This is a genomic window from Caloramator sp. E03 (assembly GCF_006016075.1).
Taxonomy (GTDB): Bacteria; Bacillota; Clostridia; order Clostridiales; family Caloramatoraceae; genus Caloramator_B.
Genome location: NZ_CP040093.1, coordinates 753,143 through 773,751 on the forward strand (window position 1 = coordinate 753,143; position 20,609 = coordinate 773,751).

Below are 20,609 nucleotides of genomic sequence, written 5' to 3' on the forward strand. Positions count from 1 at the left end.
TTATTTCCAATTTTCAAGCAGGTATCTTTCTGCTTCTTTGCACCAAAGTCCATTATTTCTTTTTACTATTTCTGCAAGCTTTTTAAAGTGTGGATTTGTTTCACCCTTTTTCTCAAAATCATCTATTGCAGTAAGTTCCATATTTATATGTGTATAGATAAGTTTCTTTCCTCCAGGAATACCTGGTAAATTTAAAACAGTATCTGCAACTGAATCAATTCCCCCTATATGTGTTACCATAACTGCAGGATTAATAAGTCCTTTTTCTGTCATTTTTAAAGCTTCAATAAGATCATCAGTATTTCCACCTGTTGTTCCCATTACATGGGTATAAGAATAGTGAACGTTATAGAGATTAATTTTAGCAGAAAAATTTGTATCGGTAGGTCCTGCAAAAAAGTTTAAGCATCCATCTCTTCCAAGTATTTTATCGCCCTGCTCAACTACTTCTGAAACAGGGGCAAAGACAAATACATCATCATATCCCTTGCCGTCTGTTAATGATCTTAAATATTCAACAGGATTGTCTACTTTTTTTGTATTTACAAATATTAACTCAACATTACATCTTTTAGCTTCCTCTTCAGTAAATATCTGTCTTGCCCTTTTTAATCTTTCTTCATCAATGTCTGTAACAACAAGCTTTCCAGGCCTTCTATCACAATGAAGAGCATAATCTATGGCTCCAAGTCCCATAGGTCCTGCCCCTGCAAGTATTGCCATATTACCTCCTTCTACGATGCCCATCTTGTGAACATAGTTTCCCATTTCAGTATGATAATTTGCATGGAACGCTCCTATAATACAAGACATTGGCTCAGCAAGCGAAGCTTCATAGTATGCTTCTCCATTGTATTCTAATAAACATCCTATTTCCATAACTTCTTGAGGTATTATATTATATGTGGCATCTCCTCCAAAATACATATAAGAATATCCTGGAGACCACATAGTTCCTTTGTAGTTTAACGCTGGTTGAAGTGCAAACTTGCTTCCTTCTTTAAATTTGTCCTTCCACTTTGAACCTACTTTTATGATGTTACCTGCAAACTCATGTCCTATTATTATTGGATTTTTATCTACATCCTGTGGAACTCTTTTATGTCTTTTGCCTTGAATTACAGCTTTATAAGTAGACATACATACACTATCTGAAATTACTTCAACTAATATTTCATCATCCTTTATTTCAGGAAGTTCAAACTCTTCAAGCCTTAAATCATTTTCCCCATATAGTCTTACTGCTTTTGTTTTCATCTTTATACCTCCTAATCAACAATTAACTTATGTTTACCATATTCTTATATTTCAATATGTCTTCAATTTTTGGTGGTTGAGTCCCTGGTGATGCAACATTTGCAGTTGCTGCAGCAACTGCAAGAGAAGCGGAATTTTCAAGGTCATATCCTTTTTCAATAGAATACGCAAGAGCAGCTACCATAGAATCCCCAGCTCCAACAGTACTTTTTACATCAACAGAAATCCCTTTTACTCTTAATACCTTTTCTCTACTTACAAAAACTGCACCATCTTCTCCAAGAGATACAACAACTACTTCAATTCCATAATCTAAAAGTGATTTAGCAGAGCTAATAACATCGTTAATATCATTTATTTTTATATCTAAAATCCTTTCAAGCTCATTAACATTTGGTTTTATAACGTATGGACCAGCTTTTATTCCTTCCTTTAAAAGTTCTCCATCAGCATCAAGAAGAACCTTTACCTTATAATCCTTTGCCTTCTCAATCCATTTTTTATAGATATCCTTTTTAACATTACATGGCACACTTCCTGCAAGAACAAGTATTGAATCCTCTTTTAAATCATTAAATATCTTATTCTCTAACATCATCAAATCATCACTTGATACTTCATTTCCTGGCTCGTTTATATCAGTATTTGTATTATTAATTTTATCTACAACTTTTAAGTTTATCCTTGTTTCTCCATTTATAAATACAAAATCATTTTTTATATCTAATCCATCAAGATAATTTTTAACAAATTGTCCATTTATCCCTGCAAGAAAACCTGTTGCAATGCTATCTCCATTTAAAACCTTAATAACCTTTGATACGTTAATGCCTTTGCCTCCAGCATCAAGCATAATTGTTTTTATTCTATTTACTGAATTTATTTCAAAATTATCAATTTCAACAGTCTTATCAATGGCTGGGTTTAATGTTACAGTTTTAATCATTAGTTATCACCTTCTGTTAAAATATTAAGTATTTCATCTTTAGATTTTGCTTTTACAAGTTTTTTAACATTATTCTCATCCTGACAAACAAGTGCAATATTTGAAAGTATATTTATATGCTCGTCCCCAACCCCAGCAATTCCAATTAAAATATATGCAATATTCCCATCTCCAAAATCAACTCCATTTGGATACTGTGCTACAACTATTCCAGATTTTTTTATAAATTTAATATATTCTGATGTCCCATGTGGAATTGCTATTCCATTTCCAATATATGTTGTTACTTCATCTTCTCTTTTTCTCATACCTTCAATGTATTTATCTTCTACATATCCATTATCTTTTAAAATATTTCCTACCCTTTCAATTGCACTATATTTATCCTCAGTTTTTAAATTTAATAATATATTATTTTCATTCAATATATGCTTTTCCAATTACATCTCCTCCTTATTTATTATATCTACAAGTTTATTTCTAATATCAATTATATCTCCAAACCTTAATGCCTTAGTAAATTCATTATCTTGTACCATTGCAATGCTTATTTTTCCTAATGTTTCTAAAATATAGCTGCTTTCATTCTTTCTTGCAAGCATAACTAAAATAGTATCTACATTTTCTTTTACAACTCCTACTCCATTCATTTCGATAAAATTTTCAAGTCTATATGCTCCTAAATAAGGAGATTCGATTTCTTCTGTCCTTATATGAATAAGGGCAGTATGGCTTCCTGGTACTACTACACTTCCTTTTTCTTCTCTCTTTCTAATCTGATATTCCACTATTTCTTTTTTATTTATTGTATTTGATTTATAAAGATCATCTACAATTTTAATAATTACATCATTTATACTGTTTCCAGATATATTTCTAAGTCTAAAATTCTTCAATATATCATCAGCCAAAATAAAATCATCTCGACTTTCTGATTTTTCATCTTTATAAAATGGTATAAATAGATTTTTTATATTTTTACCTTCAGATTTTGCTTTGATTAATGAATTTATTTTTTCAACATCATCGTTTTGTAAAAAAGGTGAAATTACAGCTATATTTTCATACTTTTTATTTATTTCTACCGTTGAAAGGATTATATCGTAATCTTCTTTTATTTTTTCATCCATCTCTCTTAATGAGCAAACATCTATTTCATTAATCTCTGGAAACCTGTTTTTAATCTTGTTACATAATATTTTTGCAGTACTTATTCCATTAGGGCATACAATTAAAATCTTAAGGTTTTCCTTAAACTTACTTTGCCTTTCAATTGCTGCACCTATATGCATAGTTATATAGCCAACTTCGCTATATGGAACAGAAATGTTGTACTTTGAAAAAACAAGCTTGCAGGCATATTCAACTGTATCAAAAAGCTCCCTATAATATTCTCTAATCTCGTTTATTACAGGATTTCTAATTTCAAGTCCTAATGTAAGTCTGTAAATTGCTGGATTTAAATGCTGTTTTAACCCTGCCATAAGCTGATTATCGCAATGTAAATAAATATTAAGTCTTTTTGATACTATGTTTATTATTTCATTAATCAAATCTTCAATATCAAACCCAAATTCCATATTTTCTTTGTTTTCGCTTAAATTTATATTTTCATCTCCATTTAAGTGAATTGCAAGATAAGCAAGTTCACCCTCAGGAAGTTTTATTCCATTTTTAATAAATATTTCATCAATGCTTTTTGCTAAATTTCCTCCTTTTAAAGAAAATGCATTTTTTATGAAATGTTCAGGAAGTTCAATAGCCATATTATTTTCTGTTCTTTCAATTGATAGCAAAATGTGTATGAAAGCACTGAAATAGCTAATATCATTATCCTTTAATATATTTTTATTATTATAAAATTCCTTTATAATGTTTTTTGCCTTTAAAATCAAATCATCACCAAACGTAATTTTAAAAAAACTATTCAGCATATAGTCATTGCTGTCTTCATATAGATATGATAAAAGCTCAATAATGGAATTATAATCATATAAAAGTTCAACAAAAGCATTTCTTTTGTTCCATTCTGAACCAATAACCTGAATTCCATACCCTCGTTTTCTTATTAATTCTAAATTCTTCAATTTAAGATAACTTTCAATTTTATCAAGATAAAACGTAATAGTACCCTCTACAACATTAAACTGATAGCTAAAAAAAGCAGCTTTAATCGGCTCCTTTGCAAGAAGAAGTTGAGCTGTAATTAATAATTGCCTTTGTTCCTGTGTAAGCATCCATAAGAGTGGTATTTCATCAAACATTTTTTTTACTTTTTCAATATTTTCGGTGCTTCCATTTAATTGAATCTTACCACCACAATCTGAAATTCTAAGATTATACTGCTTTATAAAACTATTTATTGAAGAAATCTCTCTAAGAATAGTTCTATCACTAACATCGATTTGTTGAGAGAGGCCCTTAATATCTAAAGGGCCTTTCTCTATAAGACTGTTTAATATAAACTTTTGTCTTACAGTTAAACTCTCCATAAAATCACAACCTGATATCAATTTTTTATACTTTTTATAAATTCATCATAAGCTGATTGATCAAGGAAATTCTTTATTTTAACGATTTTAGCATTAGGTACAACCTGTGCTGCTCTTTGTGCAAGGCTCTCCTGTGTAAATACAACGTCTGCATTTTCAGGTATCTGATTTACTGCAGCATGTTTAACTTCTATTTCAAGGCCTGCATCTTTAATCTTTTTCTTAAGTATAGATTCTCCCATTGCTGAAGAACCCATACCAGCATCACATGCAAAAACAATAAGTTTAGGCATGTTTATTTCTATCTTTTGTCCTTTACTTTCAGCTTTCATATTGGCAACCATTCTCTTTGCATCATCAAGTGAATCGTATTCTGATTCATCTCCACTTCTTTTTATAATTACTGAAGCAATTGCAAAAGATACTATTGCCCCAACTGCAATACCTGAAATAACAGGTAAGAAACCTCCTTTTGGAGTCATCGCAAGTTCTGCAAAGATACTTCCTGGAGATGGAGTTGCTACAAGCCCTGCCTTTGTTATTACAAATGTTAAGTCAGCTGCCATTCCTCCTCCAATTACTGCAAGAAGAAGTAGAGGCTTCATCAATATATATGGGAAATAAATTTCATGAATTCCACCAAAGAAGTGGATTATAATAGCACCTGGTGCTGACTGCTTTGCTGTACCTTTTCCATAAAGCCAGTACGCAAGTAATACTCCAAGACCTGGTCCTGGGTTCGTTTCAAGAAGGAAAAATATAGATTTTCCAACTTCTTTAGCCTGTTGAATACCAAGAGGTCCTAAAATTCCATGGTTAATTGCATTGTTTAAAAATAATACTTTTCCTGGTTCAATAACTATTGATATTAATGGTAATAGTTTTGCATTTGTAACTGCTGTTGCAAAACTTCCAAGTGCTGTAGAAAAGCCTTGAACTACTGGTTCAACAACTGTATATGCAAGTAGAGCTAGAATTCCGCCAAGTATTCCTGATGAAAAATTGTTAACAAGCATTTCAAAACCTGTTGGTACTTTTCCTTCTACAAGCTTATCAAATTTTTTAATCGCCCATCCACCAAAAGGTCCCATTATCATTGCACCAAGAAACATAGGAATAGAAGAACCAACTATAATTCCAAAAGTTGCTATTGCACCTACTACTCCTCCTCTTACATCGTAAACAAGCTTACCACCTGTATAACCTATTAGTATAGGGAGAAGATAAGTTATCATTGGGCCAACCAACTTCCCAAGATACTCATTAGGAATCCACCCTGTTGGGATGAAAAATGCAGTAATCAATCCCCACGCGATGAACGCTCCAATATTAGGAATTACCATTCCTGCCAAGAATCCTCCAAATTTTTGGATTCTTGCTTTTGTTTTAGAAGTATTTTTTAAAGCTGTAGTATTTTGTATCATACATCCCCCTCCTTATTATTTATACTTTTATAATAAGGCAGAAGCTCTTGTGTTTCAATTTAAAGAAACCTTAAACTTGTCATGAATCTTCAATGACAAATTTAAATTATTAATAAGTAAAACACTATCTTTATATGCTTTTTTTTAATTCTTAACATAAAAAAACTTCTTTTGTAGCAAAACTTTATTAATAGTATAGCTACAAAAGAAGTAAAGTTATTCATGCACTATTCTTCATATATTCTTATAACATTTTCAACACTATTTATTCCTTCTAAAGCTTTTATTTCTTCTAATGAATTGACTATTTGCTTATGCTTTGCTTCATGAGTTATAAAAACAAGGTTTACATTATGCTCTTCTAATACATCTTGTGTTACTGACAATATACTTACATTATTATGTCCAAGTATTGCTGCTATCTGTCCTAAAACACCTGGCTTATCTTTTACATTAAGCCTTACGTAAAATTTTGATACATAATCATTTGAATCTTTAACATTCATTTTATGGTTATTATTTTCATATTGAACAAAAGAAGTATTGTTAAAATTGCTCCTTATTATTGAAATCACATCGCTAACTACTGCACTCCCAGTAGGTAGATCCCCTGCTCCTCTACCACAGAACAGTAAATCACCAACTGCATTACCTCTAATATATATTGCATTAAAAGAATCTCTAATATTTGCTATTGGATGATTTTTATTAATCATTGCCGGATGAACTCTAAGCTCCAAACTACCTTTTTCCTCCTTTGCTATGGCTAAAAGTTTAATAGCATATCCAAATTTTTTTGCATATTCAATATCGGTTGATTTTATTTTTGTTATGCCCTCTCTATATATTAAATTTACATTAACAGGTGTATTAAAAGAAAGAGATGACATAATTGCAAGTTTATAAACTGTATCATAACCTTCAATATCTAATGTAGGATCTGCTTCAGCATATCCAAGCCTTTGTGCTTCCTTTAATGCATCTTTAAATTCAACACCATCCTCTGTCATTTTGGTTAAAATATAATTTGTTGTGCCATTAACTATACCAATTATCTCTTTTATTCTATTTGCAGTTAAACTTTCATTTATGCTGCGTATTATTGGAATACCTCCTCCAACACTTGCTTCATAGCAAATCATAACATTATTATCATTTATCACTTTAAAAATCTCTTCTGCATGATTTGCAACAACAAGTTTATTTGCAGTAACAACATGCTTTTTTAATCTTGCAGCTTCTAATATATATTCCTTTGCAGGATTTTCTCCACCAATTAATTCTAAAACAATTTTTATTTCTTCATCATTAAAAATCTCATTAGGATTCGTTGTTAAAATATGCTTCGGAACATTAACTTCTCTTTTTTTATTTACATCTCTTACAAGAATTTTTTTAATTTCAATCTCATGACCACATTTTAAAGCTATTTCTTTCATATTTGAGTTTAATATTTTCCATACTCCTTGACCTACAGTTCCAAAACCTAATAATCCTATTTTAATTTTCTCCATAACCATCATCCTTTCAGCTTATTTTTTTGTCATTTATTTCATTTTCAACATTATCAATAAAAACATCATGTAATAAGTTTACTGCAGCCTTTGCATCTTCTTCCTTTACAAGGCACCATATAGTTGTATGAGAATCAGCTGTTTGAAGCACTTTAATATTTTTACTTCTTAGTGCTTTTAATATCGTTGCCATCACACCTGGCACTCCTCTCATTCTATTTCCAACTACTGCTACTTTGCTACATCCCTGTATTATTTCAAACTCAATATTTAATTCTTCTAATATATTTTTAACTTTTTTTTCATCACATTCATTTATTGTAAATACTTTTTTCTCTGGAAATATGTTAATCAGATCTATGCTTATATCGTTATCAGCCAAAATCTCAAATATATCATCATTTTCACAGTTAATAGTTACCTGTGATATTTTATTCGTACATGCAATACCAGTAATTAAATTATCATTATTAGAAACAAAATTTGCTATTAAAGTACCCTTTTCATTTGAAAGAGTATTCTTTATTAAAACAGGGACATTTCCTTTCATTGCATATTCAACAGCTCTGGGATGTATTACTTTAGCTCCTTCCTGTGCAAGTCTAAACACTTCATTATAGCTGATTTCATCTATTATCTTTGCATCTTTAACCATATTAGGATCTGCTGTCATAATTCCATCAACATCAGTATAAATCTCAACAAATTCTGCATTAAGTGCAGCTCCTAAAACTGTTCCTGTAATATCGCTTCCTCCTCTTCCAAGGGTTGTAAACTCTCCTTTTTTTGTTGCACCTTGAAATCCAGTAACAATTGGAATCATACCACTTTTTAATGTATTTATTATATCTTCAACTCTCATATCGATAATTTCTGCATTTCCAAAATTATCATTAGTTATAATACCTGCTTGAAATCCAGTAAAAACTTTTGCTTTATATCCCTTTGATGCAAATACATCCGACAATATAACAGATGAAATAATTTCTCCACAGCACATCAATAAATCAACTTCTCTTTTATTTAAACTATCCTTTTCATTAATTAAAGATAAAAGTGTATCTGTAGCATAAGGATCTCCTTTTCTTCCGATTGCAGAAACTACAACTACTGGGCTAAATCCTTTATTGATTGCTCCAATTACTTTATCAACAACCATTTCTCTCCTTTTAGCTGTTGATACTGAAGTACCGCCAAATTTTTGTACTATAATCTTCATATTATATCACCTTCATTCTATTAATTTCTTATAATATTCGCTCCTTGTTTATCAATATTTAGTTCTTTTAAAAGCCAGTTACTATTTATGCCTTTTAAAAAGCCCCCCATTTTATTAACAAAGAATTCATCATTTCCCCTTAAAACAGCCATAATAGTTGGACCTGCTCCACTTAAGAACACTCCTATTGCTCCATATTCATAGCATTTTTCAACTATATCATCATAATTTGCAATTAATTTTTTTCTGTATATTTGATGCATCCTATCTTCAAGGGCATATTTTACAAAGTCAAAGTTTCCATTTACAAGAGAAGAAATAAGAAGAGCTGTTCTGCCAATGTTATACACACCATCACTAAAAGATATTTCCTTTGGAAGTACTTCTCTTGCCTTTTTGGTCGAAAGCCTAAAATTAGGAATCAATGCACAAAACTTTATATTATCCAATATATTTATTTTTTCAAATATAACATTTTCATCCTGCATTATTGAAACAGTCATTCCACCAACTATGGCAGGAGTTGTGTTATCAGGATGCCCTTCAATTTTTGCAGCAATATTTATTATATCTTCTCTTTTTAATATGCCTCCAGATAGTTCATTAGCAGCCATAACACCTCCAACTATGCATGATGCGCTACTTCCAAGTCCCCTTGAAACTGGAACATTCCCTTCTATTTCAATTCTTAATCCTTTTGGCTTATAACCAATAATTTCAAAGGTTTTAATCATAGATGAATAAATCATATTATTTTTATTTTTAAATTCATCTTCACATCCTAATATTTCAACACCATTTTCAATCTCTTCAACTTTAAAACTATTATACATATTAAGTGCAATTCCCAAACAATCAAATCCTGGACCTACATTTGCACAAGTTGCTGGAACTCTAACTTTTATCATAAATTAAACCTCCAAATAACTTTCAATTATATTCTTCATGTCTTTTTTATTACATGAAATCTTATGAATAACAGGCTTATTTTCAAGTTCTTTAATTCTTTTTGGTACTTTAATATTCGATAACTTTGATAAGCACTCAACAGCTTTAAAATCATCTAAATCCTTAGTATCAACATTTAAAGCCTCTAAAACACTATTTGAAAATTTAAATGGACTTGCAGTTGAGGCTATTATTGTTTTTCTATCATCCATAGTATCTTTTACATAATTTTTATAAACAGAATAAGCAACAGCAGTATGAGTATCTATTACATATTCATAAGTCTTATAGACTTCAAAAATTGAATATAAAACTTCATCCTCTAATACGTATCCCGAATAAAAATCTGAAAGATTTTCATTCATCCTACTATCAATTACATACTCTTTTTTTCTATTAAGTCCTTGCATAAGCATTTTAACAACTTCAGTATCTTTGTTGCTTATTTCATACAAAAGTCTTTCAAGGTTACTTGAAATTAGTATATCCATGGAAGGTGAACTTGTAAGTTTAAGCTCACGCTTTGCATCGTATACTCCTGTTTTAAAGAAATCATAAAGTACATTGTTTTCATTAGAAGCACATATAAGTTTATTTATATTAATCCCCATCTTTTTTGCATAGTAGGCAGCAAGTATATTTCCAAAATTTCCAGTAGGTACAACTATATTTATACTATCCTTTGGTGTTATCTTATTTTTTCTAACAAGATCCAAATATCCATAAACATAATAAACTATCTGTGGTAACAGTCTTCCTATATTTATTGAATTTGCAGATGATAACATATATCCATTTTTTAATAATTTGTCATTAAAATCCTTGTCATTAAAAATATCCTTTACTCCACCCTGTGCATCATCAAAATTACCTTTAATTCCAACTACGAAGGTGTTATTTCCATTTTGAGTTATCATCTGCCTTTTTTGAATAAAACTAACTCCATCTTCCGGATAAAATACAATAATATTAGTGCCTTCAACATCTGCAAAGGCCTCAAGTGCAGCTTTACCTGTATCACCAGAGGTTGCGGTAAGAATTACAATTTTTTTATCAATTCCATTTTTTTTAATTGAAACTTTTAAAAGGTGAGGCAAAAGTGATAATGCCATGTCTTTAAATGCAAGAGTAGGTCCATGATAAAGCTCAAGAAAAAACATATTATCACATTCAGAAATTCCAATAATAGAATCCTTTTCAAACTTATCATCGTATGCCCTTTGAATACATCCATAAAGTTCATCATCATTAAAATCCGTTAAAAATTTTTTAAGTATATAAAAACACAATTCGTGATATGTCATATTTTTAAGTTCTTCTATAGGTTTATCGATTTTAGGTATTTCAACAGGTACATAAAGTCCCCCATCATCTGCAATACCTTTTATTATTGCTAAACTTGAAGTAATAAGATTTTTATCCCCACGTGTACTTTTGTAATACATGGTAGCCCTCCTTCTATCTTAGAATTTATAATTATGCAAAAAGCTCTCGTCCCTAAAAAGGGACGAGAGCTTACACTCCCGCGGTTCCACCCACATTGGTAAATACCCACTTTATGCTTTAACGCAGCAAACGTTAGCCTCTACTTAATTCAAAGCTACGCTCTCAGGTGGTTTTCAACCATCCATACTAAGGAAACTTCTCAGCCTTAGAGTTTCCCTCTCTTTTAGCTGGGCATGATTTACTCGTCCTGATCATCACTTTACTATATTCTTTTATGTATCAAAAAACTCTCGTCCCTAAAAAGGGACGAGAGTTTATACTCCCGCGGTTCCACCCACATTGGCAAATACCCACTTTATGCTTTAACGCAGCAAACGTTAGCCTCTACTTAATTCAAAGCTACGCTCTCAGGTGGTTTTCAACCATCCATACTAAGGAAACTTCTCAGCCTTAGAGTTTCCCTCTCTTTTAGCTGGGCATGATTTACTCGTCCTGATCATCACTTTACTTAATCGTATAAATATTATTTAATATGTATTTTATAATTTTAAAAATGAGTTGTCAACAAAAAAAATATTAAATATTCTTAAATTATTTATAATAATTTTTTAAGGCATACTACTATAAAGCAAATAAAAGAGGGGCAAAAGCCCCTCTTTTATTTGCTTTTAGAATGTGCCGCCTTTTCCAGCAAGGTTCCTCTCATAGGCCTCAACCATTTTCTTTACCATATATCCTCCAACGGAACCACAATCTCTTGATGTCATATTACCCCAGTATCCGTTGCTTGGTATCTGAACTCCAATTTCACTTGCTACTTCATGTTTAAATTGGTCAAGACCTGCTTTTGCTTCAGGAACTAATGACCTATTTTTTGAAGTTAAGTTTGTCATATTGTTTACACCTCCTGTTTGTTTCTAATATTATATTCTCCTGAATTCAACACCTTTAAACAGGAAAGTACAGTTTAATAATAAAAAATATACCAAAATGAATTTTGGATTTTAAGAGCAAATTATTTATCATATATAAAGCTTGTCCAATATAAATCAAAAAATTTTTTTAAATCGTTGTTTATTAAAAATTTCAATAAAAAATAAATTGGGCATTAATATCAATGCCCAATTTATTTTTTATTAATAATTATAAAGTACTTTTTTGCTTATGCTCTTTATGTCTTTGCAACCTGTAAGTATCATTGCTACTTTAAGCTCATTAGCTATTTTATCTATATAAGTTTTAACACCCTCTGCTCCTCCTCCAAATGACGCAGTCACAAAAGGTCTTCCTATTAAAACTCCATCTGCCCCAAGTGCAAGCATCTTTAATATATCAACTCCTGTTCTAACTCCTCCATCAGCAAGAATTGTAATCCTTCCCTTTACTTTATCAGCAATTTCAGGAAGTACCTGAGCAACACCAGGAGTTTCATCAAGAACTCTACCTCCATGATTTGACACAACAATAGCACTTGCACCAGTTTCTATAGCAAGTTCAGCATCTTCAATAGTCATTACTCCCTTTAATATAAACGGAAGCCTTGTACTATTTACAATTTCTTTTATTTCATCAACGGTTTTAGGTCCAACAGGTTTACCATGAAGTGCTAATGTTATAAGCCCTGCAGCATCAATATCCATACCAACTGCAAAAGCACCTGTATCCTCTGCCATCTTAACTTTACTTATTACATTTTTATTTTCCCAAGGTTTTATAATTGCAATACCTTCTCCACCTGCAGCTTTAAGTTCCTCAAGATTTGTAGTAAGAAAAGCATCAACAGCAGTATCTCCTACCATAGGATATATTCCGCCATCAAGGCACCCTCTAATTACCCATGAAATATATTCCTTTTCGGTAAACTTTCCTCCCATGTTAAGGGTTGTACCAGATACAGGTGCTGCAAATACTGGTATCCTCATTTTTTTACCAAAAAGAGTTGTTGTCATATCAGGATCCTTAGCATCATGTATAACCCTCATATTGAGTTTAACCTTAGCTAATGCCTCATAGTTTGCAGTAAAAGCCGAACCTGTTCCTGTTCCTCCCATACCTGGAACTTCTCCTGCACAAACTTTTCCATTGCAAACAGGGCAAACCTTACAACTACCATTAAGATTTTCACGTGCTTGTTTTAATATTTCCTTATAGTCCATATTTTGGCCTCCCCAACAAACAATTTTATTAATATAAATTTAAACAATTAGTATTCTTAACATAATTTCTACAGTTCTATTTCTTCTATAATACTTTTATTTTCAATATTTATAAACTTTATATTTTTATCATCAATTATAACTATGGATGGAATTTCATCTCCCTTAGGTACTCCAATGCTTCCAGGATTTATATAATGAATTCCTTTTATATATTCATGTTTTCTTATATGAGTATGTCCTGTTATCATAAACTTTATATTATAAAATTCAGCCATCCTTTTAAGCTTTTCATCATCTATATCATGTCCATGCATTACCATAAATCTTAAACCATCCTTTTCATAAATAACAACTGGAGAAAATACTGGAAAATCTAAAACCATAAGATCAACTTCAGCATCACAGTTACCCCTTGCAATAAGCATTGGTACTTTGACATTTCCTATCATCTCAATTAAATCCTTTGGACTATATCCTTCAAGTATTGGATTTCTTGGTCCATGATAGAGTATATCGCCTGCACATAAAATCATGTCACAATCATTGAAAAGCTCCATTGCTTTTTCAAATTTTTTAGGATAGCCATGAATATCACTAAATACCCCTATTTTCATTACTTTCCCTCCAATTAATCATACTCATAACTATTATATTATAATATCTTCCAGATTTGAAATACCTATCACGTAAAATCCCTTCTTTTTTAAATCCAACATTTAAATAGAGATTAATTGCTGCTTCATTATTTTCAACTACATTTAAATAAACTATATGCATATTCATATCATTAAATATAAAATCAAGGGCTGTTTTTATTGCATCCTTTGCATATCCTTTTCTTCTTTCTTTTTTATCATAAATAACAATTCCTATTTCACAGTTTCTATATTCCCATTTTATTTTATCTATTGTTATTATTCCTATTGGTTTTCTTTCCATGTTGTCAATTATAAATATTTTCTTGTTTTGATTTTCATCAGCATCCATTATAAAAGAATCTGCATATCTTTTAGAAATTGGATATATTATATCTAAAAATTCGTTTGTTTCTCTGTCATTAAGCCATGCTGATATTATCCTTGCATCTTCAAGTTCAGCAGCTCTTAATATAGTCTTCTCTCCCATTATCAATCTCATCAGCCCCTTTGCTTCATATCATCTTTTAAGTTCAACAATTGTAACTCCACTTCCTCCTTCATTGATATCACCAATTCTAATGCTTTTTACATAGTGATGCTTTTTTAGGGAAGATTGTATTCCTTCTCTTAAAACTCCTGTTCCTTTCCCATGAATAATCCTAACGCTTTCAAGCCCTGCAAGGAAAGCATCATCAAGATACTTGTCAAGGTTATATAAGGCTTCATCAAGAGTTTGTCCTCTTAAATCAATTGAAGTTGCTACATTATAAACTTTTTGTGATATTAACTTTGTTGTACCTGCTTTTTTACTTTCTTTTTTCTTATTCAAAACCTTTAAAAGCTTATTTAAAGGTACATTTATTTTCATGGCACCTATTTGAACTGTAACTTCTCCTTTAGAATCAACCAGTGAAATTACTTCTCCTTTTTGTGATAGGGTTGTTACAAAAACCTCATCCCCCACCTTAATATTATCGGCAGGTACCATTCCTTCTCTCTCATCAACAATTTCCTCAGATTTGTCCATTTCATCAAGCCTTTGCTTTAACTTCTTCCTAATATCTTCAGCTTCTTTAATTGATGCTGATTCCTGTGCTTTCATTCTTATATTATTTATTTCTTTAATCATAGAATCAGTTTCTATCTTTGCTTGTCTTATTATCTGCTTTGCTTCTTCCTGAGCCTTTCTTATTAAATTTTCTCTTTGACTATCTATTTTATACTTTTTCTCAGAAAGTTCCTTTTTAAGCATTTCCACTTCCCTTTTTAATCTTTGTACATCATCAAGTTCCCTTTGCACAAGAAGGGTTTTACTTTGAAGAGACTGTATTACATCTTCAAACTTTGCGCTATCCTTTGAAACAAAACTTTTTGCTCTATCTATTACATCCACATCAAGCCCAAGTCTTTTAGATATTTCAAAGGCATTGGACTTTCCTGGGATTCCTATTAAAAGCCTATAAGTTGGTCTTAAAGTCTCTACATCAAATTCAACGCTTGCATTTTCAAATCCTTCTTTTTCCATGGCAAATACCTTAATTTCGCTATAATGAGTAGTTGCAATTATTCTTGCACCTTCTTCATAAAATTTTTCAAGTATAGCCATTGCAAGGGCTGCTCCTTCCGTAGGATCTGTACCAGCTCCAAGTTCATCAACAAGCACAAGAGATTTATTATCAACATTTTTTAATATATCAACTATATTCTTCAAATGTGACGAAAAAGTTGATAAACTTTGTTCTATACTCTGCTCATCACCAATATCTGCAAATATCTTTTTGAATACAGAAATTTGAGAACCATCTTTTGCTGGTATTGCAAGACCTGCCATCCCCATTAAAGTTAAAAGCCCTGCTGTTTTTAATGTTACAGTTTTCCCTCCTGTATTAGGGCCTGTAATTATAACGGCTTTAAAAGTATCTCCAAGCCTAATATCAATTGGTACAACCTTTTCCTTGTCTATTAGAGGATGTCTTGCAGATTTAATATTCATTAGTCCTGAATCATTTACTTCAGGTATACTTCCGTTTAAATCAAGACCAAATTTTGCCTTTGCCATTAAAAAGTCAAGATAAGCTATATTTTCATTATCATACTCAATGTCATCAATATACTTCATCACCATTTCTGTTAGTTCTGAAAGTATTCTTTCTATTTCAGCTTTTTCCTTTAGCATAAGCTCTTTGATTTCATTATTCATTTCAACAACGACCATAGGTTCTATAAAAAGAGTAGATCCACTTGAAGATTGGTCATGTACAAGGCCTGGAACGTTTCCTTTATATTCCGCCTTTACAGGAATTACATATCTATCTCCTCTTATTGTAACTATGGGATCCTGAAGATACTTTGAATAGGTCTGAATTATCGATTGAAGTTTTTCTCTTATCTTTGAATTTTTTTCTCTTATTGCTTTTCTTATAGAAAAAAGTTTCTGACTTGCCCTATCATGTATCTCATCTTCACCTGCAATGGCATTATTTATTGAATCTTCAATACTTTTAATTACAAACAAAGATTCAATTATATCATGTATTATAGGAAAGTTTTCTTTCTTTGAACCGTCCTTCATAAATGTCTTAAGATTTCTTGCACATCTTAAAAGATCGCTAACGTTTAAAAGCTCCTTAGGACTTAGTACAAATCCCATTCTGCATCTTCTTATTGTATCAGTTACATCCCTTATTCCTTCTAAAGGAAGATTACCCCATTTTAATACAACATCCATTGCTTCTCTAGTTTCATTAAGATTGTCGCTAACTTCATGTATATTGTTTGAAGGCCTCAGCTCAACGCACATTTTTTTTCCCTTATTTGATACTGCATATTTTGAAAGCATGTTTATTATCTTATCATATTCTAAAACCTTAAGGGTTCTATCATCCATAATATCAAATCCTTTCTCTTTACTCTGCTCCTCTATAAAAATGTCCTTTAGTAATTTTACCCTTTAGCTTATCAAGAAGTTTTATCATGTTATCTGATAATGTAAAATCTTTTTTTATACATTTATTTATGCCATCTTTAAATGCTGCAACTATTAATGAAGCATCTTCAGGACTTTCATCTAAAAATTCAATAACAAAATAGGAAGCATTTAACTCCATTATATCCTTAATATGTTCAATCATACAAAGTATTTTAGAATTGTATATATGGCTTTTGCAGTTATAGTCAGTTACAACAGGAAATACCTCTCCTTTTCTATCCTTAAGGTAATGAATTTTATTTTTGCATAAAGCGTTACATCCTTCTTTACCATCACCAAGGCTACTTCCTACAATACACTGCCTACTTACCATAAGCTTCGTTCTTCCATAAACATTTACTAAAACATTTTGTTTTGTTTTTGAAATCAAATCTTTAATCTGTTTTAGATTTAGCTCATTAGATATTAAACAGCCACTATTTTTAAAGGTTTCTAAGGCATAAGAATTAAAAATATTAAATCCTTTATCAAGGTACACATTAAATCCTTTATCTATCAGAAAAGAATACAATCCTAAGTTTCCACATAAAGTAGTATTTAAACCAAGTGATTTTAGTCGATCTGCTTCTATCTTTAAGTTTTCGTAGTCCTCGAGTATAACCTCAGGATACCATGGAAAAACATTATTATATTTTGTATTTTTTATTATATCCTCAATAGTACCTGAATTTATCCTAAGATTATCTCCTCCAAAAAAAAGCAAATCGCATCCTTCATCTAAACATGCCTTTGCAATCTCTATTCGTCCAGTTTTAACTGCTATCTTAGGTATTGTATTTTTATCATATATTTTAAAATTTAAATTTACATTTTTATGTTCTTTAACATTTTGAAGATTATCTATTAGATTTTTAATTGCATCTCTCCTTAAGGCATTTATTTTTGATACAGGAATGATAATATTATTATCTATTTCTATATCTATATTTTCGAAATAAAAAGGGGTATCCTTGGTTTTTTTAAGGCTTTCTTCAATCTTTTCCCTATTTGTTGAAGTTTTTAATGCAACCTCTGGAGGTTCTGAAATAGCTTCTCCTTTAGTTCCTTCTCTATTCTCTATAATTAACTTAGTATTTTGCTCTAAATGTGCAGTTAATTTACCATAAATAGGTATTTTTTTAATGTCTTTTCCCTTAAAACTTTCTAATGATCTATTCATTAGATTTATATCAAGGGATTTGTAAATTATATCTCCTTTTTTTGCTCCTTGAAGAAAAACCTGTACAATCTCCCCTCTTTCTCCACTTTCAACTTGCTTTCCATTAATTTTTATTGATGTTACAGGAACACCTATACCTTTATTAAATATTTCAATCCCATCTCCAACATTTAGCTGTCTTTCAAGAAGTATTTGAGCAAATTTACCATCAGACTTTATTACCTTTCCAAGATAAGTTCCCCAATTTTTAGGCCTTTTATAGCTCATCATATCAAAGCCTTCTCTGCCCTTTAAAAAGGCATTGGTAAAACCACCTCTATTAAATATCTGAGTTATATCCTCTATATCCTTTTCTTTTATATTTCCTTCAAGAGCTTTTTTATATGTTGAAACAACAATAGCTACATATTCAGGCCTTTTCATCCTTCCTTCGATTTTAAGAGATGCAACCCCTGTATCCACTAATTCACTCAAAATATTTAGAGTTGACAAATCTTTAGGACTTAAATAATGGGACTTACTCTTATCATCAAGAACATATTCAAGCCTACATGGCTGAGCGCACCTTCCCCTGTTTCCACTTCTTCCACCAATTAAACTACTAAAAAGGCATTGTCCTGAAAAACTAATGCATAATGCTCCATGAACAAAAACTTCAATCTCAGCCTTAGTATTTTTTACTATATGCCTTATCTCCTCAAGAGATAGCTCCCTTGATAGAACAACCCTTTTTATTCCTATGTTGTATAAAAGATTTACAGCATCAAGATTATGAACTGTCATCTGAGTACTTGCATGTACTTCGAAATCCGGAAGATTTTTTCGGATAAGATATAAAAATCCTATATCTTGTATAATTATAGCATCAACTCCAATTTTGTACAGAAAAGCTGCATATTCTAAAGCAGGTAGAAGCTCATCATTCCTAAGAAGTGTATTAATAGTTACATAAACTTTAGTATTATACGAATGACAAAATCTAACTGCCTCTATTATTTCATCTCTATCAAAATTTCCTGCAAACTGCCTTGCAGAAAATTCCTTTCCTCCTATATATACAGCATTTGCACCATTTAATACAGCAGCTTTTAAACTTTCAAAATCTCCAGCTGGGGCTAAAAGTTCAACCATACAATCTCTCCTTATTTTCACATTAACTTTATTATACAATAAATCTTCACATTTACAAATTCCATGTTCTAATAACACCTTTAAACTTAACTTTAAAAATAATAGGGTAATCTTTAAAGCAAGGTTATCTAACCTTCTTCTCTGATTACCCTTTAAATAAATTTTATATTATTCAAACATTATGCCGAAAAATTTCTCTTTATTTTAGCATTTCTTTTTATCTGCTCAATTTCTTCCTGTGATACAGGACGTTCAAAACTTCTAAAACCTGCAAGCCTGAATCCATGTTTTTTAGCAAGCTGTGCTATTTCTCTTACCTTTTCAACTGTTAATTCTCTACCAAGTGAATAATTTTCAATTCTCCCTTCCATAGCAAGAATCATTGTTTCTGCCATACAAGCATAGCTTGTTTTTGGAGGGAAGCCGAAATTAAAATTGAAGTTGACATCTCCTGGTACTTCAACTGCGCCTCCTTCAATAACCAAAACATCATCTCTTTTTTTAGCAACTTCCTTTGAAACATCCCTTGGTCTTGCTACGTCACAAACTACAGCACCAGGCTTTAAATATTCAGGTAAAATGATAACATCCGTTGAACTTGTTACAGTAATTATTATGTCCGCATTTGAAAGTGCATCCTTTACATTTGTAGTTGTATAAACTTTTTTATTATATTTAACTCTAATATAATTTGAAAAATCCCTAAGCTTTTCTTTTTGTCTTGCAACTAAAGTTAAGCTCTTAACTTCTCCAACAAGGATTTCACAACAAACCTTCCCAATAGAACCAGTGGCTCCAATAACTGCAACATTACACTCATCAATATATTTTCCCATAATTTCAGCAGCTTTTTTAGCTCCCTCAATAGCAGTTGCTACAGTATAGCTATTCCCAGATGTGACAGCTATGTTCAAATTTTTTGAAATAGTAATTCCTGCATCTCCTACAACAGATGTTAATGCTCCAAGTCCTACTATATCAGCACCCAATCTTTCTCCAATTTTCCCTGCCTTTATTATTTTATTAATTACATAATCCTCTGGAAGTGAAAGCATCTGATTTGAAATTAAAGGAACAGCTACAAACCAACCCTCTGTTTCCCCAAAATTACTTTTTACCCCAGTAATTTTTGATATCTTTAGTGGAGGGAGCATCATAGCAAATTTCTCAACTGTCTTTTGGGAGAAATTTTTTAAAAATTTAAACTTTCGACTTACATCTTCATATTCAATAGGATGAATAATAAAGGCAAACCTATTCATACAGCATAAACCCTCCTTTCGTGCA

16 protein-coding genes and 2 other annotated features are annotated in these 20,609 nt (G+C 31.1%); all 16 genes read right to left on the reverse strand.

Translation table 11 applies throughout. The features are described 5' to 3' along the window. The 16 genes from FDN13_RS03860 to FDN13_RS03935 all read right to left on the reverse strand — a co-directional run bounded on the left by FDN13_RS03860 (window position 1) and on the right by FDN13_RS03935 (window position 20,584). The gene (locus FDN13_RS03860; protein ID WP_138978995.1) at window positions 1-1,257 is read right to left on the reverse strand and encodes a zinc-binding dehydrogenase; all 1,257 of its coding nucleotides are present in this window, start codon (window positions 1,255-1,257) and stop codon (window positions 1-3) included. 22 nt (window positions 1,258-1,279) lie between these two features. Then, on the reverse strand, window positions 1,280-2,203 hold the full coding sequence (gene pfkB, locus FDN13_RS03865; RefSeq protein ID WP_138978996.1) for a 1-phosphofructokinase: 924 nt from the start codon (window positions 2,201-2,203) through the stop codon (window positions 1,280-1,282). After that, window positions 2,203-2,643 (reverse strand): PTS sugar transporter subunit IIA, encoded by a 441-nt coding sequence (locus FDN13_RS03870; protein ID WP_138978997.1) that lies wholly within the window; start codon window positions 2,641-2,643, stop codon window positions 2,203-2,205. Before FDN13_RS03870 ends, pfkB begins: the two co-directional genes overlap by 1 nt. Continuing rightward, entirely contained in the window at window positions 2,644-4,695 is a 2,052-nt protein-coding gene (locus tag FDN13_RS03875) for a BglG family transcription antiterminator (protein WP_138978998.1), read from the reverse strand. It lies immediately after the preceding gene. 17 nt (window positions 4,696-4,712) lie between these two features. Next, complete coding sequence (locus FDN13_RS03880) at window positions 4,713-6,119, reverse strand: PTS mannitol transporter subunit IICB (RefSeq protein WP_138978999.1); 1,407 nt, start codon at window positions 6,117-6,119, stop codon at window positions 4,713-4,715. Window positions 6,120-6,346: 227 nt separating this feature from the next. Continuing rightward, complete coding sequence (locus tag FDN13_RS03885; RefSeq protein ID WP_138979000.1) at window positions 6,347-7,633, reverse strand: homoserine dehydrogenase; 1,287 nt, start codon at window positions 7,631-7,633, stop codon at window positions 6,347-6,349. 13 nt (window positions 7,634-7,646) lie between these two features. Continuing rightward, window positions 7,647-8,852 (reverse strand): aspartate kinase, encoded by a 1,206-nt coding sequence (gene dapG, locus FDN13_RS03890; RefSeq protein ID WP_138979001.1) that lies wholly within the window; start codon window positions 8,850-8,852, stop codon window positions 7,647-7,649. A 20-nt stretch (window positions 8,853-8,872) separates the two neighbouring features. Then, window positions 8,873-9,760, reverse strand: a complete 888-nt coding sequence (gene thrB, locus FDN13_RS03895; protein ID WP_138979002.1) for a homoserine kinase — start codon at window positions 9,758-9,760, stop codon at window positions 8,873-8,875. Between the two features lie 3 nt (window positions 9,761-9,763). After that, the gene (thrC, locus tag FDN13_RS03900; protein WP_138979003.1) at window positions 9,764-11,245 is read right to left on the reverse strand and encodes a threonine synthase; all 1,482 of its coding nucleotides are present in this window, start codon (window positions 11,243-11,245) and stop codon (window positions 9,764-9,766) included. A gap of 55 nt (window positions 11,246-11,300) precedes the next feature. Continuing rightward, window positions 11,301-11,510, reverse strand: a binding site (T-box leader). Window positions 11,511-11,545: 35 nt separating this feature from the next. Next, window positions 11,546-11,755 (reverse strand) — a binding site (T-box leader). A gap of 159 nt (window positions 11,756-11,914) precedes the next feature. Beyond that, entirely contained in the window at window positions 11,915-12,139 is a 225-nt protein-coding gene (locus FDN13_RS03905; RefSeq protein ID WP_138979004.1) for an alpha/beta-type small acid-soluble spore protein, read from the reverse strand. A 243-nt stretch (window positions 12,140-12,382) separates the two neighbouring features. Next, window positions 12,383-13,402, reverse strand: coding sequence for an alpha-hydroxy-acid oxidizing protein (locus FDN13_RS03910; protein ID WP_138979005.1), 1,020 nt, complete (start codon window positions 13,400-13,402; stop codon window positions 12,383-12,385). A 68-nt stretch (window positions 13,403-13,470) separates the two neighbouring features. After that, window positions 13,471-14,019: a phosphodiesterase gene (gene yfcE, locus FDN13_RS03915; protein ID WP_138979006.1), complete on the reverse strand. Its 549-nt coding sequence runs from the start codon at window positions 14,017-14,019 to the stop codon at window positions 13,471-13,473. Beyond that, a complete protein-coding gene (locus FDN13_RS03920; protein WP_138979007.1) occupies window positions 14,000-14,542 on the reverse strand; it encodes a GNAT family N-acetyltransferase in 543 nt (180 codons plus the stop codon). Before FDN13_RS03920 ends, yfcE begins: the two co-directional genes overlap by 20 nt. 18 nt (window positions 14,543-14,560) lie before the next feature. Further along, window positions 14,561-16,930 carry an endonuclease MutS2 gene (locus FDN13_RS03925; protein ID WP_138979008.1) on the reverse strand — a complete coding sequence of 790 codons (2,370 nt, stop codon included), beginning with the start codon at window positions 16,928-16,930 and terminating at the stop codon, window positions 14,561-14,563. A gap of 19 nt (window positions 16,931-16,949) precedes the next feature. Further along, entirely contained in the window at window positions 16,950-19,322 is a 2,373-nt protein-coding gene (locus tag FDN13_RS03930) for a DUF3656 domain-containing U32 family peptidase (protein ID WP_138979009.1), read from the reverse strand. Between the two features lie 179 nt (window positions 19,323-19,501). Continuing rightward, window positions 19,502-20,584 carry a shikimate dehydrogenase gene (locus FDN13_RS03935; protein ID WP_138979010.1) on the reverse strand — a complete coding sequence of 361 codons (1,083 nt, stop codon included), beginning with the start codon at window positions 20,582-20,584 and terminating at the stop codon, window positions 19,502-19,504. Window positions 20,585-20,609 lie beyond the last annotated feature (25 nt).

Bases quoted from the DNA above. Each gene is read 5' to 3' on its own strand.
- FDN13_RS03860 (WP_138978995.1), bottom strand. From the start codon at position 1,257: ATGAAAACAAAAGCAGTAAGACTATATGGGGAAAATGATTTAAGGCTT.
- pfkB (WP_138978996.1), bottom strand. From the start codon at position 2,203: ATGATTAAAACTGTAACATTAAACCCAGCCATTGATAAGACTGTTGAA.
- FDN13_RS03875 (WP_138978998.1), bottom strand. From the start codon at position 4,695: ATGGAGAGTTTAACTGTAAGACAAAAGTTTATATTAAACAGTCTTATA.
- FDN13_RS03880 (WP_138978999.1), bottom strand. From the start codon at position 6,119: ATGATACAAAATACTACAGCTTTAAAAAATACTTCTAAAACAAAAGCA.
- FDN13_RS03885 (WP_138979000.1), bottom strand. From the start codon at position 7,633: ATGGAGAAAATTAAAATAGGATTATTAGGTTTTGGAACTGTAGGTCAA.
- dapG (WP_138979001.1), bottom strand. From the start codon at position 8,852: ATGAAGATTATAGTACAAAAATTTGGCGGTACTTCAGTATCAACAGCT.
- thrB (WP_138979002.1), bottom strand. From the start codon at position 9,760: ATGATAAAAGTTAGAGTTCCAGCAACTTGTGCAAATGTAGGTCCAGGA.
- thrC (WP_138979003.1), bottom strand. From the start codon at position 11,245: ATGTATTACAAAAGTACACGTGGGGATAAAAATCTTATTACTTCAAGT.
- FDN13_RS03905 (WP_138979004.1), bottom strand. From the start codon at position 12,139: ATGACAAACTTAACTTCAAAAAATAGGTCATTAGTTCCTGAAGCAAAA.
- FDN13_RS03910 (WP_138979005.1), bottom strand. From the start codon at position 13,402: ATGGACTATAAGGAAATATTAAAACAAGCACGTGAAAATCTTAATGGT.
- yfcE (WP_138979006.1), bottom strand. From the start codon at position 14,019: ATGAAAATAGGGGTATTTAGTGATATTCATGGCTATCCTAAAAAATTT.
- FDN13_RS03920 (WP_138979007.1), bottom strand. From the start codon at position 14,542: ATGAGATTGATAATGGGAGAGAAGACTATATTAAGAGCTGCTGAACTT.
- FDN13_RS03925 (WP_138979008.1), bottom strand. From the start codon at position 16,930: ATGGATGATAGAACCCTTAAGGTTTTAGAATATGATAAGATAATAAAC.
- FDN13_RS03930 (WP_138979009.1), bottom strand. From the start codon at position 19,322: ATGGTTGAACTTTTAGCCCCAGCTGGAGATTTTGAAAGTTTAAAAGCT.
- FDN13_RS03935 (WP_138979010.1), bottom strand. From the start codon at position 20,584: ATGAATAGGTTTGCCTTTATTATTCATCCTATTGAATATGAAGATGTA.